This window comes from Anaeromyxobacter sp. SG66 (assembly GCF_022690805.1).
Classification (GTDB): domain Bacteria; phylum Myxococcota; class Myxococcia; order Myxococcales; family Anaeromyxobacteraceae; genus Anaeromyxobacter; species Anaeromyxobacter soli.
Genome location: NZ_JALCZC010000040.1, coordinates 22,264 through 38,358, shown reverse-complemented (window position 1 = coordinate 38,358; position 16,095 = coordinate 22,264). Strand labels below are relative to the sequence as shown.

At 74.1% G+C, this 16,095-nt stretch carries 13 protein-coding genes and 1 pseudogene; 8 read left to right on the top strand and 6 right to left on the bottom strand.

The window, feature by feature from the left end; translation table 11 throughout:
* A pseudogene (locus MNZ39_RS13005) lies at window positions 1-251 on the bottom strand (lytic transglycosylase domain-containing protein); the annotation flags it as partial.
* 184 nt (window positions 252-435) lie between these two features.
* On the opposite strand from MNZ39_RS13005, the gene MNZ39_RS13000 reads away from it, so the two are divergent.
* Window positions 436-660: a hypothetical protein gene (locus tag MNZ39_RS13000; protein ID WP_242339112.1), complete on the top strand. Its 225-nt coding sequence runs from the start codon at window positions 436-438 to the stop codon at window positions 658-660.
* A gap of 67 nt (window positions 661-727) precedes the next feature.
* Here the strand turns inward: MNZ39_RS13000 and MNZ39_RS12995 are convergent, their stop codons facing one another.
* Both MNZ39_RS12995 and MNZ39_RS24955 read right to left on the bottom strand, forming a co-directional pair.
* Entirely contained in the window at window positions 728-2,332 is a 1,605-nt protein-coding gene (locus MNZ39_RS12995) for a CAP domain-containing protein (RefSeq protein WP_242339110.1), read from the bottom strand.
* Window positions 2,332-2,628: a DciA family protein gene (locus tag MNZ39_RS24955; protein WP_242339108.1), complete on the bottom strand. Its 297-nt coding sequence runs from the start codon at window positions 2,626-2,628 to the stop codon at window positions 2,332-2,334. Before MNZ39_RS24955 ends, MNZ39_RS12995 begins: the two co-directional genes overlap by 1 nt.
* Window positions 2,629-2,759: 131 nt before the next feature.
* Between MNZ39_RS24955 and MNZ39_RS12985 the strand changes: the two genes are divergently transcribed.
* The 3 genes from MNZ39_RS12985 to MNZ39_RS12975 all read left to right on the top strand — a co-directional run bounded on the left by MNZ39_RS12985 (window position 2,760) and on the right by MNZ39_RS12975 (window position 5,277).
* The gene (locus MNZ39_RS12985; RefSeq protein WP_242339106.1) at window positions 2,760-4,136 is read left to right on the top strand and encodes an ATP-binding protein; all 1,377 of its coding nucleotides are present in this window, start codon (window positions 2,760-2,762) and stop codon (window positions 4,134-4,136) included.
* Window positions 4,133-4,684, top strand: coding sequence for a response regulator transcription factor (locus tag MNZ39_RS12980; RefSeq protein WP_242339104.1), 552 nt, complete (start codon window positions 4,133-4,135; stop codon window positions 4,682-4,684). The genes MNZ39_RS12985 and MNZ39_RS12980 overlap by 4 nt, the downstream gene beginning before the upstream one ends.
* 197 nt (window positions 4,685-4,881) lie before the next feature.
* Window positions 4,882-5,277 (top strand): co-chaperone YbbN, encoded by a 396-nt coding sequence (locus MNZ39_RS12975; protein ID WP_242339102.1) that lies wholly within the window; start codon window positions 4,882-4,884, stop codon window positions 5,275-5,277.
* Between the two features lie 202 nt (window positions 5,278-5,479).
* Here the strand turns inward: MNZ39_RS12975 and MNZ39_RS12970 are convergent, their stop codons facing one another.
* Complete coding sequence (locus MNZ39_RS12970) at window positions 5,480-5,929, bottom strand: hypothetical protein (protein ID WP_242339099.1); 450 nt, start codon at window positions 5,927-5,929, stop codon at window positions 5,480-5,482.
* Here MNZ39_RS12970 and MNZ39_RS12965 point away from each other — a divergent pair.
* From MNZ39_RS12965 to MNZ39_RS12950, 4 genes are all read left to right on the top strand, one after another.
* The gene (locus MNZ39_RS12965; RefSeq protein ID WP_242339098.1) at window positions 5,910-6,074 is read left to right on the top strand and encodes a hypothetical protein; all 165 of its coding nucleotides are present in this window, start codon (window positions 5,910-5,912) and stop codon (window positions 6,072-6,074) included. The two genes, MNZ39_RS12970 and MNZ39_RS12965, sit on opposite strands and share 20 nt — an antisense overlap.
* 316 nt (window positions 6,075-6,390) lie before the next feature.
* Complete coding sequence (locus tag MNZ39_RS12960; protein WP_242339094.1) at window positions 6,391-7,128, top strand: DNA recombination/repair protein RecA; 738 nt, start codon at window positions 6,391-6,393, stop codon at window positions 7,126-7,128.
* Entirely contained in the window at window positions 7,118-8,689 is a 1,572-nt protein-coding gene (locus tag MNZ39_RS12955; protein WP_242339090.1) for a DNA polymerase Y family protein, read from the top strand. Before MNZ39_RS12960 ends, MNZ39_RS12955 begins: the two co-directional genes overlap by 11 nt.
* A 22-nt stretch (window positions 8,690-8,711) precedes the next feature.
* Window positions 8,712-12,146, top strand: coding sequence for an error-prone DNA polymerase (locus MNZ39_RS12950; RefSeq protein WP_374202549.1), 3,435 nt, complete (start codon window positions 8,712-8,714; stop codon window positions 12,144-12,146).
* A 39-nt stretch (window positions 12,147-12,185) separates the two neighbouring features.
* Here MNZ39_RS12950 and MNZ39_RS12945 read toward each other — a convergent pair whose 3' ends face one another.
* Both MNZ39_RS12945 and MNZ39_RS12940 read right to left on the bottom strand, forming a co-directional pair.
* The gene (locus tag MNZ39_RS12945) at window positions 12,186-12,617 is read right to left on the bottom strand and encodes a hypothetical protein (protein ID WP_242339085.1); all 432 of its coding nucleotides are present in this window, start codon (window positions 12,615-12,617) and stop codon (window positions 12,186-12,188) included.
* 386 nt (window positions 12,618-13,003) lie between these two features.
* Window positions 13,004-15,787 (bottom strand): vitamin B12-dependent ribonucleotide reductase, encoded by a 2,784-nt coding sequence (locus MNZ39_RS12940; protein WP_242339082.1) that lies wholly within the window; start codon window positions 15,785-15,787, stop codon window positions 13,004-13,006.
* Window positions 15,788-16,095: the final 308 nt, after the last annotated feature.

Below are 16,095 nucleotides of genomic sequence, written 5' to 3'. Positions count from 1 at the left end.
GCGGCGAGGGCGCGCCGGGCGGCGATCTCGGCGGCCGCTCCATCGCCGTCCGCCTGCGCCTGCGCGGCCTCCGAGATGCCGGAGAGCCAGTCGCACAGCGGCTCCCGCGCGGCGGCCCGGGCCGACCCAACCCAAAGTAAAGCAAGCAACGCAAGACCCACGCGGACGTAAGCCCCGGCGCGTGCAAATCTTTCCTGATCGCGCTCAGGAATGGGTTCACTCGGCGTCCGGTGGGGCTTGACTCGCTGCATCGAGCGGCGCCATATAGCGCGCGCGCCCGGCCCCTGTCGATGAGGGGCTCGCGCGAGCCACGGCGCTTGCACCGGCGCCGGGTCGTACGCCGGTTCTCGAGGGGGGACCGGGACGATCGGACGGGGGAGAGCTGCGCCTTCGCGCGGCTTGGAGGGATGGCCCGGCCATCCAGAGGAGTCCATCGTGCTCGACAAGCCTTGCCCCACCGAGCTCACCGCTCCGATCAACCCCGACCGTGGTGTCGAGGGTCACCGCAACCTCTTCTGCAACTACTACGACGCCTGTCTCGACGAGGCCGTGAAGCAGGGCTGGAACAGCTGGACCTGCACCCGCTGCCCCCTCCACGCCCTGCAGCCCGAGGTCGAGGGGGGACTCGAGAGCTACGCCACCCAGCGGAGGCTCGTCTAGCCCCGCCGGACGCACACGGCAGCCCCGGCCGACCCGGGCGCGCGCGACGGGCGCCGCATCGAGCGCTTCAGTCCGTGTAGATCACCGCGATCCAGAGCCGCCGCGCGCCGTAGCGCCGGCTGTCCCCCGTCGCCACGCCGACCCCCACGCGATGGAAGCGCGGGTCGGGCAGGTTGCGCGAGCGGATCGTCTCCGCCGGGGCGCTCGCCACGAACACGTCCACCGCCGAGAGGGCCCGGCCGGCGAGCGCCCGCGCGCCGAGGTCGCCTGCCTCGGGCGAGTCCGCGCGCCGCATCGTCTCGGCGGCCTCGCGCGCCAGGGCGTCGAGCGCGGGATCCCCGAGGAGCGGCGGGCGCCCGAGCCGGGCGCGCTCGCGCCAGAGCGCCTCGCGGACGCGCGCGTCGGGGAGGAGCGCGCTCTCCCCGCCGTCGTCGGGCGGCTGCACGAGGATTTCGGTGACGTAGACGGCGGGCGCGCCGGAGCGGAGCGTGCCGTGCGCGAGGCCCACGCCCACGAGCGTCGCCGGCGCGAGGAGGTTCGCGAGGTGCGCCGGGCTCTCCTCGATCTTGGCGTGCGCCAGGAGCGCGCGCGGCGCCTGGGCGACGTTCTCGTACGCGAAGCGGTACGCCACCCCGGCGTGCCGGAGCCGATCGCCGACCTCGCCCGAGCCCGGGAGGACGTGCGCCACCGTCGCCGCGTCGCGCATCGCGGCGCTGTGCCGGCGAGCCACCGCGGCGAGCTCCGCCGAGGCCGCGACCGGCGGCAGGCCGCGACGGCGGCGCGTCGCGTTGATCGCGCGGACGATCGCCGCCTCCGCGGCGGCAGGGTCCCCGGGATCGGCGGCCGCGCGCGCGGGGCCTTCCGGCGCCTCGACCGTGGCGCCGCCCGCCGCGACGGTCAGGATCGCGGCGACCTCGGGCCCGCGCGGGCCCTCGCCGACGACCTCCACCGTGTACCGCCCGCGCTCAGGGAAGGAGAGCCGCGCTCGAAAGCCGCTCCCGCGCGCCTCGGTGTCCACCTCGCGCACGTCGCCCGCCGGGAGCGTGACGAACACGCGGGCGGCGCGCAGGCCGCGCGCGAGCCTGCCGGAGAGCACCGCCGAGGTGCCCGCGGACACCTCGCGCGGGAACGGCTCGAGCCCGACCTTGCGCTGGGCCGCGAGCACGAACGCGTGGAGCACGCCGTCGCGCTCGACGGCCCCGGCCCCGACGTGGCTCGCCGTCGAGCCGGGCAGGAGGCGCGCCAGCGCGTCGGCGGCGTCCTCGGGGCGGGCGCGCAGCGCGTACACGGAAGGTGACGGGTCGAAGGAGAGAGCGCGCGCGAGCGCCGCGCGCGAGGCCGGCCCGGAGCGCGCCTCCGGATCGCCCGCCGCGGCTCGGGCCGCGAGCTCTCGCGCCGCGAGCGAGAGCGCCCCGGAGGACTGCGCGCCGCCCAGGCGCGCGCGCGCGACCTCGAGGAGCCGCTGCTCGACGGGGGCGAGCGCCGTCTCCGGCTCGGGGCCGTAGCTCCCCTGCGCGGGCGCCGCCGTGCGCGGCGGCGCAGCTTCGGACGAACGTGGGGCGGGAGCGGAGGCGCCAGGAGAACGCGGCGAGGCGCACCCCTGGAGGAGAGCCGCGACCGAGCACGCGAGCGCGGCGAGCGTCCGGGCGCGCGTCGGCGCTCCCGTGCGCATCAGGGCTCCGGGGCCACGCGCACCTCGAGCCCGCGCGCGACGGCGCGACCGAGGCGAGCGTTCACGCGCTCGCACAGCGGCCTCTCGAGGGCGACGAGCTGAGCCGCCCACTCCTCCGAGCGAACGAGCACGAGGAGGCGGCCGTCGCGCAGCAGGCCTCGCATCGAGACCTCGCGCGCGAGGCGCGGTCCGCAGGCATCGGCGAAGGCGGTGATGAGCGCTGCCCCTTCCGCGGCGGGCCAGTGCGCGAACGCATCGGCGAGCACGGCAGCGACGGTTCGGCGGCGGCCTCTCACGGGGGTGGCAACCTACGGTCAGCGCGCGACATGCGTCAAGCAGCCGCGCCGTGGCGCACGTCTGCGGCAACGGGTCGCGGCCGGCGCCGCACGCGTTCGGGTGTGGTAGTTTCGCCTGGAGGTATCGGCTGATGCGCGTGCCGCAGTCCCAGATGGCGACCGTGGAAGCACCCGCGACCCCCCCCGTCCTACAGCACGCGACGCCGCACGGCGAGACGCGCGTCGGGCGCGCGCGGCTGAACCTCTCCTGGATCGTCCAGCTCCACTGGTGGGCGATCCTCGGCCAGGTCGTGATCGTGGTCGGCGCCTCGTCGTGGACGCACATCGGCGTCCCCCTCGTGCCGCTCGTCGCGATGCTCGTGCTCGAGGTCGGCGGCAACCTCGCGCTCCGCGCGTGGGCGCAGCACGCCAGCCCGAACGCCACGAGCGCGAGCGTCGCGGCCGTCATGTTCCTCGACGCCGCGGTGCTCACCGTCCTCCTGGATCTCACCGGCGGCGCCTCGAACCCGTTCTCGACGCTCTACCTCGTGAACGTCGCGCTCGGGGCGGTCCTCCTGCCGCCGCGCTGGTCCTGGACGCTGATGGTGGCGAGCCTCGCGGGGTTCGCGTCGCTCTATTTTCACGAAGAGGCGACCTCGCCGGCGCACCACATCCGCACGCACATGGACCCGGCGCAGATGATGGACTCGCACCTGCGCGGCATGTGGGTCGCGTTCGCGATCGCGTCGGTGTTCATCGTGTTCTTCGTCCAGCGCGTCTCGCGTGCGCTCGCCGCGCGCGAGCGGGAGCTGCAGCAGGCGCGGGCGCTCGTGGATCGGCGCGAGAAGCTGGCCTCGCTCGCGACGCTCGCCGCGGGCGCGGCGCACGAGCTCTCCACGCCGCTCTCCACGATCGCGGTCGTGGCGAAGGAGCTGCAGCGCTCGCTGCCCGAGGACGTGCCCGCCGAGGTGCGCGGCGACCTCCAGCTCGTCCGCGAGCAGGTGGGGCGCTGCCGCGACATCCTCGATCGCATGTCCGCCAACGCGGGCGAGCACGCCGGAGAGCCGCTCGCGCCGATGAGCGTGCGCGTCTGGGTGGAGACCGCGCTCGACGGGCTTCCGGCGCGAGAGCGCGTCGAGCTCGCGCCCGAGGAGGGCTCGCTCGACGCGTGCCTCGTCGGGCCGCCGCGCGCGCTCGGCGACGCGCTCCGGGGCCTGCTCAAGAACGGTATCCAGGCCTCGCCTCCGGACGAGCGCGTGACGCTGCGGCTCGCGGCGACGGAGGGCTGGGTTCGCGCGCGGGTGGTGGACCGCGGGCGCGGCATGACGACCGACGTGCTCCGGCGCGTCGGCGAGCCGTTCTTCACCACCAAGAGTCCGGGGGAGGGCATGGGGCTCGGGCTGTTCCTCACCCGGGCCCTCGTCGAGCAGCTGGGGGGAAGCTTTCAAATCACCTCGCGCCCCGGAGTCGGGACCGAGGCCTGCATCGATCTGCCGGCGGCGGAGGCCGCCGAGAGGAGCGGCACATGAACATCGAAGGGACGACGCACGAGACGCTGCCGAGCATCCTGCTCGTGGACGACGACGAGGTCCTGCGCGAACGCCTGGCGACGGCCATCCGCGCCCGCGGCTACGAGGTCCGCACCGCCGGGAGCGCCGACGAGGCGCTGCGCGAGGCGGCGAAGGAGTCGCCGGAGATGGCCGTCCTCGACCTGCGCATGCCGGGCGGAGGCGGGCTCGATCTGCTGAAGGAGCTGCGCCGGCACGATCCCGCGACCCGCGTGCTCATGCTCACCGGCTACGGCAGCATCTCCACGGCGGTGGAGGCGGTCCGCGAGGGAGCCGTCGGGTATCTCCCGAAGCCGGCCGACGCCGACGAGATCCTTGCCGCGCTGAACGGCACGAACACCGCGAAGCAGTCCGGCGTCGAGACGCCCTCGCTCGCGCGCGCCGAGTGGGAGCACATCCAGCGCGTGCTCACCGACTGCGGCGGCAACATCTCCGAGGCCGCACGGCGGCTCGGGATCCACCGGCGCTCGCTGCAGCGGAAGCTGCACAAGTATCCGCCCTCGCGCTGATCCGAGCGCTCGCACGGGCGGCGTGCTGGACGGGGTACCGCCGGCACGTCGCTCGCCGCTCCGCCGGCCCTGGAGGGGCGTCCCTGGGCGCCGCGCCGCCCGTGGACGCCCTGAATCCTTTCGCAGACCGGCGGGTCCAATCTTTCGTGTGGCGCCGAGGGCCGATGGACGGCGGGGGGCGCTGAAAGGGATTGGAGATGGGGAACACGACGGTCGAGATCACCGGCAAGAACTTCAAGGAGACGGTCGAGAAGGACGGCATCGTCCTCATCGACTGGTGGGCGCCCTGGTGCGGGCCGTGCCGGGTGTTCGGACCGACGTACGAGAAGGTCGCGGGGAAGCACCCGGACATCACCTTCGGCAAGGTGAACACCGAGGTCGAGCAGGAGCTGGCCGGTGCGTTCGACATCCGCTCCATCCCCACGCTCATGATCCTGCGGGACAAGGTGCTCCTGTTCTCCCAGCCGGGCGCGCTGCCGGAGGCCGCCCTCGAGGATCTCATCCGCCAGGTCCGGACGCTCGACATGGAGAAGGTCCGCGCCGAGATCGCCGCGCAGGAGCGCGACGGCGCCGCGAAGCGCGCGTCCATCTAACGGGGGGCTGCGCCCCCCGCCCCGCCGAGCGAAGCTCGTCGGGGCCCCGCCCCCGCTCGCCGGGTCCCGTGCGCCGCCGCGAGCGGCTTCGCCGCTTCCGCGGCGTCGCCCCGGCGGCTCGCTTCGCGCGCGCAGGTGCGACACAGCAAAAGGGCGGGCGCCCCTGCGGCCGCCCGCCCTTCGTTCATCCTGCCGGGATTAGCTAGTAGCCCTTGCTCGGGGGCGGAGTGGTGCCGCTCGAGCCGGAGCCCGTCGTGCCCGAGTCCGACGGAGGCCGCGTCGTGCCCGTTCCCGTGTCCGAGGGCGGCGTGGTCGTCGTGCCCGTGCCGGTGCCCGTGCCCGTGCTGGTGTCCGAGGGCGGCGTGGTCGTCGTCGTGCCCGTGCCAGTACCCGTGCCCATGCCGGTGCCGGTGCCCATCGACCCGGCGGTCATCACGTCGATGCGGTTCACCTGCAGCGTGTCGCCCGAGCCGGAGAAGCTGGCGCGGACCTGGTCGCCTTCCTTGATGTCGCTGAGGGAGGCGCGCTGCCCGTCCTTCATCACGCGCGTGCTGTCGCTCACCTTCAGCTTCTTGTCGCTGTTCGCGAGCGTGAGCTCCTTCGTGTCACGGTCGAACTTCTCGACCTTGCCCGTGAGCTCGTTCTTGCTCATGGACGTGTCGCTGGCAGAGGCGCTGGAGCCGGTGCCCATGTCGGTCGCCGTGCTGCTGGACCCCGTGCCCGTGCCCATGGTCGAGCCGCTCTGTGACGAGCCGCTCTGTGACGAGCCACTCTGGGACGACGTGGTGCCGCTCTGAGACGACGTCGAGCCGCCCATCCTGTCGTCGCTCGACTGGCCGCTGGTCGTGGAGCCGGCCGTCGAGCCCGACTGCGCGTGCGCGGGGATGCCCGCGACGAGAAGGCCTGCGACGCCGATACCGGCCACGGTTCCCCATCCAAGACGCTTCATTCCAATACCCTCCCTGCTCCGAATGACGGAGCCCGGCCGAACTGCCGTGGCTCTCTGGTGTGCGCATAGGGTGAGCATCACGTCCCCGCGTGTCAGAGCGAGTTGCTACGCCTTGCGACCTGAACGCGTGAGCAGTTATGTTCCTGGGCGGAGGCAGCGGCGGCATGTCGGCGGGTGCGGAGCGTCATCAGCTGGTAGAGCGGCTCCGCGACGAGATCCGTCGTATCGAGCGGCGCCCCGCTCGGCGGGCGGGTGCGCTCGCGTGCGGTCGCCCCGAGATCGACGCGCTCCTGCCCGAGGGCGGCTTTCGCCGCGGAGCGCTCACGGAGCTGGCGGGCGGGCGGGCGAGCGGGAAGACCGCGATCGCGCTGGCGCTCTTCGCGGCGCTGGGACCGGGAGACCTCGCCGCCTACGTCGATGGCCGAGGCGAGCTGTATCCGCCGGCGGCCGCGGCGCTCGGGGTCGACCTCGCGCGCCTGCTCGTCGTGCGGCCCCCGCCGCGCACGTCCGCCGAGGGGCCGGCGCGCGACCCCGCGCTCGTCGCGCTGTGGGCCGCGGAGGCGCTCCTCGCCTCGGGCGCGTTCGCGGCCGTGGCGGTCGACGTGCCCGTCGCGCGCGCGGTGCGCGGGGCGGACGCGGCCGCGCGCCGCCTCCAGGCGGCCGCCGAGAAAGGCGGGGCGGTGGGGCTGTGGCTCGCTGCGGTCGGCGGGACGGCGCTCCGCGTGCCGGTGGCCGTGCGGCTCGAGCTGACCGCCGAGGACGGACGGATCGTGGGGCGCCAGCGGCACGCGGCGGACGAGGCAGCGTGGGCGGGCGGCGCGTCGCTCCTCTCGCGCGCCGCCGGGGTGCGCGGATCGTGGCGCCCTCGGGTGGCGGACCCGGAGGATGGCGATGCGGCGTGAGGCGAGCGGGCTGCGCGTCATCGCGCTGTGCCTCCCCGAGCTGCCGCTCCAGCGGGCGCGGCGCCAGCGCGCCGACGGCTGCGACGGGCCGCTGGCGGTCGTCTCCGAGGGTCGGATCGTGCACTGCGATGGCGCGGCGGCCGCCGACGGCGTCCGCCCGGGAGCCACGCTGTCGGAGGCGCTCGCCGCGTGCGGCCGGCTGCGCACGGTCCCGCTCGATCCCGCGGCCGATCGCGCTGCGCTGCGCGCGGTCGCCGAGGCGGTGCTCCTGCTCGCGCCCGCGGTCGAGCCGTGCGCGCCGGACGTGGTGCTCCTCGACGCGAGCGCCGCCGGGCTCCTCGCCGGAGGCGCGGGGCGGAACGCCTCGCCAGACGCCGGAGAGCGGGTCCTCGCGGAGCGCGCGATCGCCGCGGCGGCGGAGATGGGGTACGCGGCGCGCGCGGCGGTCGCGGACGGTCGCGCGGCGGCGCGTGCGCTCGTGCGGCACGGCGCGTTCTCCGCCCGCACCGGGGAGCTCCTCCACGTCGCGCCCGGGGCGACCGCGGGGGCGATCGCCGCGCTCCCGCTCGAGGCGCTCGGGCTAACGCCGGCGGTGACGGCGCGGCTCCGCGGGCTCGGGATCGCCGACGCGGGCGCGCTCGCGCGGCTCCCGGCGGGCACCCTCGCGCACCGGTTCGGGCCGGACGGCGTTGCGGCGGCCCGCCTCGCCCGCGGAGAGGACGACACCCCGCTCTCTCCCTACTTGCCGGAGACGCTGCCGGTCGAGGCGCTCGAGCTCGAGGCGCCCGCGGAGAGCGCCGAGCCGCTCCTCTTCGCGCTGAAGCGGCTCGCCGACCGGGTCGCCGCGCGCCTCGCCGGGCGCGGCCTCGGTGCGACGCGGCTCAAGGTGGTCCTGAAGCTCGATCCGCGCGGCGAGGAGCGGGTCATCGTACCGCTCGCGCAGCCGACCGCCTCCGCCGCGCGCTGGCTCGTGCCGGCGAAGGAGCACGTGTTCTCGCTGCGGCTCCCCGGGGCGGTGACCGCCGTCGAGCTCGCCGCGATCGAGGTCGCGCCGATCGCGGTGGAGCAGCTCGCGATCGACGATCGCCCCGAGGCGCTCGCCGCGCTCGAGACCGTCCTCGCGCGGCTCGGGGTCCGGCTCGGCGAGGGCGCGATCTTCGCGGCCGAGCCGGTCGAGCGGTACCGCCCCGAGGCCGCGTACCGCGCCGTTCCGTTCCGCCCCGCCGTCGCGCGCGCCTCCGCCCTGCGGAGCCTCGGCGGCTCGCCTGGCGCCGGCGCGCTCGCGCCGTCCGCGGCCGAGCCACGGCCGACGCGGCTCGTGGATCCCCCCACGCCGATCCAGGCGGAAGGCGAGGGGGGACGCGTGACGGCGCTCCGGGTGGAGGGACGCGCGCGCGCGGTGCTCGCGATGGAGGGGCCGGAGCGGCTGCGGGGGGAGTGGTGGGTGCCCGCGCCGTTCGATCGCGACTACTACCGCGTCCGGCTCGACGGCCTGGGGGACTGCTGGGTGTACCGCGACGCCGCCGACGGGCGGCTCTACCTGCACGGATACTTCGACTGACGTGAACCACGAGCGACGCAGGATCGACACGGGCGAGGTCGGCGCTCCCGGAGCGCGGCGGGAGCCGCGGCCTGCGGGGCCGCCGTATGCGGAGCTCCGCTGCCACTCCTGCTTCTCCTTCCTCGAGGGCGCGAGCCATCCCGAGGAGCTCGTCGCTCGCGCCGCGGAGCTCGGGCTCTCGGCGCTCGCGCTCACCGACGTGAGCGGGCTGTACGGGATCGTCCGTGCGCACACCGAGGCCAAGCGGCGCGGGTTCCCGCTCGTCGTCGGCGCGGAGCTCGTCGTGACGGGGCTCACGCCGGGCCGCCCGGCGCGGCTCGTGCTGCTCGCTCAGGACCGTGAGGGGTACGCGGGCCTGTGCCGGCTGGCGACGCGCGCCCACGGGGCGGAGGATCCGGCGCGGGCGGCGCCGCGGCGCCCGCGCGAGGAGGTCGTCCTCGCGCTCGACGCGGTGGCGGGGCGCGCGCGGGGGCTCTTCGCGCTCTATCCCGGCGCCGACGGCGACGCGGCCGCGCGGCTGAAGGAGATCTTCGGCGCGCGCCTCGCGCTCGCGGTCGCGCGCCACCGGGTGGCGGGCGAGGAGGCGCGCGTGCTCGCGGCGCGCGCCATCGGCCGGCGGCTCGGGATCCGCGTCGCGGTCACGAACGACGTCCACACGCACGACCGGCGCCGGCAGGTGTTGCAGGACGTGCTCACCTGCGTCCGCCACGGGACCACCGTCGATCGCGCGGGCCGCCGCCTCTTCCCGAACGCGGAGCGGACGTTGAAGGGCCCCGAGGAGATGGCGCGGCTGTGGAGCGACTTCCCCGAGGGGCTCGAGGCCGCGGGGGAGATCGCGGAGACGTGCCGGTTCCGGATGGAGGAGATCCGGGGCGAGCACCCGCTGCCGCCCGTCGTCGTCGATCGCACCGCCCTCGCCGGCGGCGCGGCGGTCGCCATGTCGAGCCCGCCCCAGGACGAGCGCGCCGTCGCGCCGGTGCCGAACCGCTCGTTGCGAACGACCTCGACCCCGACCCCGACCCCGACCCCGACCTCGACCTCGACCTCGACCTCGACCTCGACCTCGACCTCGGACGACTCAGTCGAACCCGTCACCGGCATGGCGCTCCTCCGCGAGCTCGTGCGCGAAGGGGCGCGCTGGCGCTACGGCGGGGCGCCTCCGGAGGAGGTCGCCCGGCAGCTCGCGAGGGAGCTCGAGCTCGTCGAGCAGCTCGGGTACGCGAGCTACTTCCTCACGGTCTGGGACATCGTTCGCTTCGCGAGATCGCGCGGGATCCTGTGCCAGGGGCGCGGCAGCGCTGCGAACTCCGCGGTCTGCTTCGTGCTCGGCATCACCGCGATCGACCCCGTCCGCATGGGGCTCCTGTTCGAGCGGTTCATCTCGGCGGAGCGCGGGGAGCCGCCGGACATCGACGTCGACTTCGAGCACGAGCGGCGCGAGGAGGTGATCCAGTACGTCTACGAGCGGTACGGGCGCGATCGCGCCGGCATGGTCTGCGAGGTCATCTCCTACCGGGGCAAGTCCGCGCTCCGGGACGTGGGCAAGGCGCTCGGCCTGTCGCTCGCGCAGGTCGATCGGCTCGCGAAGCTCGTCGGGATGTACGAGGACCTCTCGCAGGTCGGGCCGGAGCTCCTCGCGCAGGCGGGGCTCGACGTCGAGGCCTCGGAGCGGGTGCGGATGACGCTCGACCTTGCGCGCGAGCTGCAAGGGTTCCCGCGCCACCTCTCGATCCACGTCGGCGGGTTCGTGATCACGCGCCGGCCGCTCTGCGAGACGGTGCCCATCGAGCCCGCCGCCATGCCCGGGCGGACCATCGTCCAGTGGGACAAGGACGATCTCGCCGATCTCGATCTGCTGAAGGTCGATCTCCTCGGGCTCGGCATGCTCACCGCGCTCTCTCGCGCGCTCGCGCTCCTCGCCGCCCATCGGCCGGCGCCGGCGCTCGGTCCCCCTGACCGTCGCGAGGCGGGCGCCGCGGCAGGCCAGTGGCCACACCCGGACTCGCTCGCGACCATCCCCTCCGAGGACCCGGCCGTCTACGACATGCTCTGCAAGGCGGACTCGATCGGCGTGTTCCAGATCGAGTCCCGCGCGCAGATGTCGCTCGCCCCGCGGCTCAAGCCCCGGAACTTCTACGACCTCGTCATCTCGGTCGGGATCGTGCGCCCCGGCCCGATCCAGGGCGGGATGATCCACCCGTACCTGCGCCGGCGCGACGGCAAGGAGCAGGTCCGCTATCCGTACCCGCCGCTCGAGCCCGTCCTCGCGAAGACCCTCGGCGTGCCGCTCTTCCAGGAGCAGATCATGCGCCTCGCCGTGGTCGCGGCGGGGTTCACGCCCGGCGAGGCCGACGAGCTGCGCCGCCTCATGACGCACCGGCGCTCGCACGAGAAGCTCGCCGCGATGCGGGCACGCCTCCTCGCGGGCATGGAGCAGCGCGGCATCTCCGCGGCGGACGCGGAGCTCATCTTCCACCAGCTGCTCGGGTTCGCCGGGTACGGCTTCCCGGAGTCGCACTCCGCGTCGTTCGCGCTGCTCGTCTACGCGTCCGCCTGGATCCGCCGCTACCACCCCGCCGCCTTCGCCTGCGCCCTCCTGAACAGCCAGCCGATGGGCTTCTACGCGCCGCACACGCTCATCGAGGACGCGAAGCGGCACGGGGTCGAGGTGCGGGGGATCGACGTCTGCGCCAGCGGCTGGGAGAGCGCGCTCGAGGGCGCGAGGTGCGCGCCTGCGGCTCCCGGCGACACGCCTGCGCTCCGGCTCGGGCTCCACCTCGTGCGCGGGCTGCCGCGCGACGTGGGCGACGCGATCGTCGCGGCCCGGCGCGCGCGGCCGTTCGCGGACCTCGGAGACCTCGTGCGCCGCGCGGGCGTCTCGCGCGCCTGGCTCGTGCGGCTCGCGGAGGCGGACGTCCTGGGACCGCTCGCGCCGGATCGGCGCAGCGCGGTGTGGCGGAGCCTCGCGATGGAGGCGGACGGGGGCGACCTGTTCGCGGGCGTGACCCCGGCGGAGCCGGACACGGCGCTGCCGCAGGCGAGCGCCGAGGAGGAGGTCTCCGCCGACTTCACGACCACCGGCGTCTCGGTGCGCGGCCACCCGATGGCGGTCCTCCGCGCCGCGCTCCCGAGCGCGACCGTGCGCACCGCGCGCGAGCTCGCTCGCCTCCCGGACCGTGCCCCGGTGGAGGTCGCCGGGCTCGTCATCGTCCGGCAGCGACCCCAGACCGCCGCGGGGATCGTGTTCTTGAGCCTCGAGGACGAGACGGGGATCGCGAACCTCGTCGTGATGCCCGACGTCTACGAACGCTTCCGGCCGGTGGTGCGCGGCGCGCCGTTCCTCGTCGCGCGCGGCCGGGTGGAGCGGAGCGGGGAGGTCGTGAACGTGCGCGTGAGCTCGGTCGCGCCGCTCGCGCTCGCCCCGCAGGTGGGGAACCGCGCGCGCGAGTTTCGCTGATCGCGCCGGCTCCTGCCCCGCGCGCCGCAGCCCGGAGCCCTACGGGCAGACCCGGTACGGCACCCGTCCCGGGGCGGCGCCGAACGCGCCGATGAACACGCGGAGCGGACGCGGATCTTCGTCGATGTAGAGCGCCACGTTCACGCAGCCTCCCCCGAAGTCGAACCCGGCCTCGTCTCCCGCCAGGAACGAGAAGCGGACGCGGCCGCCGCCCGCGCTCACCGCGTCCGGCGCCACGCCTTGCGGGGTCACCCGGCCGGCGCCCGCGATCTCGCCGTGGAATCGCCGGGGCAGGTCGGACCGCGCCCGCAGATGCCAGCCGGCGCCGTCGTGCCACAGCCTGTACGCCTCCGACCCGGGATCCTCCAGCGGCGGCCCGGGCTCGACCCGGCGCGCGAGCACCGCGCCCCGCGAGAAGCCGCAGCCCCCCGCGAGGAGGAGCAGGAGGGCGGTGGCGGCACGCGCGGTCATGGGGGACCTCCGCCACGAACGTTCGGCGTCCCGATCGTCCAGGCAACGCATCGCGGAGGGTGAAACCGGGGCAGGGGAGGAGGGACCCGGCGCTGGCTGGTGGAGGGGACGCTCGGCGGTCCGTTGCTCGACCCTCGACCTCGACCCGCGACCCGCGACCTCGACCTCGATCCGACCCCGACCCCGACCCCGACCCCGACCCCGACCCCGACCCCGACCCCGACCCCGACCCCGACCCCGAGGAACCCCGAGCAAGAACGCGACCTCTGCCCGCACCGGAAACCCCGACGTGGGCGGGCCGAGAACGGCGCGCGCCGGAGCGGAAGGTCCGCCCCGGCGCGCGTGATGTCAGGCCGCCGCGATCCGCGGCGGAGGTCGGGCGGAGGCTAGCTGCAGCCGGTGGTGGACCCGCAGTTCACGCACTTGTAGCAGGCGCCGTTCCGGACCGTGATCGAGCCGCAGGTCGGGCAGGGCGGTGCGTCGCTCTCGCGCTTGTACGCGGTCTGGATGCCGTTCGTGCCGTTTGCCTGCGTCGCCGCCGGGAGCGGCTTCGCGTCGACGGTCTGCTGCGCCGCGCGAGCGGAGGGCGCGGCCGGAGCGGCGCCCGGCGGCAGCGCGTTCGCGGCGGTCTCGGTGGAGGCGGTCTCCTCGCTCGGGAGGAACTTCAGCGCGAGCCAGCGGAACAGGTAGTCGGAGATCGACTTCGCGATCGGGATGTCCGGGTTGCCGGTGAAGCCCGACGGCTCGAACCGCATGTGGCTGAACTTGTCACAGAGCACCCGCAGCGGGACGCCGTACTGGAGGGCCATGGAGATGGAGGTCGCGAAGGAGTCCATGAGGCCGGAGACCACCGACCCCTCCTTCGCCATCGTGATGAAGACCTCGCCCGGCGCGCCGTCGTCGTACATGCCGACGGTCATGTACCCCTCGTGCCCGCCGATCGAGAACTTGTGCGTGATCGAGCGGCGCTCGTCGGGGAGGCGCCGCCGCGCGAGCCGCTCGCCCGTGGGCTCGCGCTTCTCCTCCTTGGCCTTGCCGGTGTTGAGCGGCTGGCTCCGCTTGCAGCCGTCGCGGTAGACCGCGATGGCCTTGAGCCCGAGCTTCCAGGCCTCGACGTACGCCGTCTCGATGTCCTCCGGCGTCGCGTTCGTGGGCATGTTGACGGTCTTCGAGATGGCCCCCGAGAGGAACGGCTGGACCGCGCCCATCATGCGGATGTGGCCCATGTAGTGGATCGAGCGGGTGCCGTTCTGCGGCTTGAACGCGCAGTCGAACACCGGCAGGTGCACGTCGCGGAGCTCGGGCGCGCCCTCGATCGTCTCGACCTCGTCGATGAACTGGAGGACCGAGGCGATGGACTCGGCCGAGTACCCGAGCCGCTGGAGCGCGAGCGGGACGGTGTTGTTGACGATCTTGAGCACGCCGCCGCCGACGAGCTTCTTGTACTTCACGAGCGCGATGTCCGGCTCGATGCCCGTGGTGTCGCAGTCCATCATGAACCCGATGGTGCCGGTAGGCGCGAGGACGGTGACCTGCGCGTTCCGGTAGCCGCTCTGGGTCCCGATCCGGAGCGCGTCGCTCCAGGCGTCCCGCGCCGCGTCGAGCAGCGGGCGCTCGACGAAGGTCGGGTCGATGCGGTCCACGTGGTTCGAGTGCTTGCGGACGACCCCGAGGAACGGCTCGCGGTTCTTCTCGTACCCGGCGAACGGCCCCATGCGCTCCGCGATGCGGGCGCTCATCGCGTACGCCTCGCCCGTCATGAGCGCGGTGATCGCCGCCGCGCAGGCGCGGCCGCCGTCGGAGTCGTACGGCAGGCCGCTCGCCATGAGCAGCGCGCCGAGGTTCGCGTACCCGAGCCCGAGGGGCCGGTAGGCCTCGCTGTTCTGCCCGATCCGCTCGGTCGGGTACTTCGCGTTGGAGACCAGGATCTCCTGCGCGAGGATGGTGAGGTCCACCGCGCGCTTGAAGGACTCGACGTCGAACGCGCCGTCGATCCCGCGGAAGTGCATGAGGTTCAGCGACGCGAGGTTGCAGGCCGAGTCGTCGAGGAACATGTACTCGGAGCACGGGTTCGACGCGTTGATGCGGTCCGTGCCCGGGCACGTGTGCCAGGCGTTGATGGTGGTGTCGAACTGCATGCCCGGATCACCGCAGAGCCAGGCCGCCTCGGTCACCTGCTTCATGAGGTCCCGCGCGCGGACGGTCTCGAGGGCCTTGCCGTCCGTGCGGGCCGTGAGCTCCCAGGGCCGGTCCTCGTGGACGGCGCGCATGAACGCGTCGGTGACGCGGATCGAGTGGTTCGCGTTCTGGAAGAACACCGAGTCGTAGGCGCCGCCCTTCACGTTGAAGCCGCCGTCGTAGCCGGCGTCGATGAGGGCCCAGGCCTTCTTCTCCTCGTCCGACTTGCAGGCGATGAACTCGCCGATGTCCGGGTGATCGGCGTCGAGGATCACCATCTTCGCGGCGCGCCGCGTCTTGCCGCCCGACTTGATGACGCCGGCGAAGGCGTCGAAGCCGCGCATGAACGAGACCGGTCCGGAGGCCTCGCCGCCGCCCGAGAGGAGCTCCTTCGAGGAGCGGATCTTCGACAGGTTCGAGCCGGCGCCGGAGCCGTACTTGAAGAGCATCCCCTCGGTGTGGGCGAGCCGGAGGATGGAGTCCATCGAGTCGCCGACGGAGTTGATGAAGCAGGCGGAGCACTGCGGGTGCTCCTCCACGCCGACGTTGAACCAGACCGGCGAGTTGAAGCTCATCTTCTGCCGGTACACGAGGTGGGCGAGCTCGGCCTCGAACGCGGCCGCGTCCTCCTCCGTGGCGAAGTAGCCGTCCTTGCGGCCCCAGGCGGCGATCGTCGAGACGACCCGGCCGACGAGCTGCCTCACGGACCGCTCCCGGGCAGGGGAGCCGATGGAACCCCGGAAGTACTTCGACGCGACGACGTTCGTCGCCAGCATCGACCAGCTCTTCGGGACCTCGACGTCCCGCTGCTCGAAGATGATGGCGCCGCCCTCGCCGTTGATCTGGGCCGTGCGCGTCTCCCAGACCAGCTCCTCCGCCGGATCCACTCCCTTCGTCGTGAAGGTGCGCGGGATCGCGAGCCCCTTCCGCGCGCTCTTCTTCGCCGACCGCGTGCCCCTCGGCCTCTGCCCCGTGACTTCGCGCTCCATCATGTCCCTCGTCCTCCGCCCCGCGCGCTCCCGGTGAGCGCGGGCAAACGCCTGCCCCTACGGCGCACACGCGTTCACGCGTGCGGCCGGCCGATCGAACGTGCCTGCGGCATCCCTCAGTGGTGTGCCGAAGGTCTACCAGCCGCCTCTGTCAGAGGCAGCGATGTCTTGGATTTCCCCTCGCGTAGCGCCGCATTTCCGCCCTTCGCCCTTGCGACGCCGCCGTACTCCCGACCGCTAACTCTACCAGCCGACCGCCTGATGTCAACGCGTGACTACAATATATGGTGCCATACACGTATATCAACACA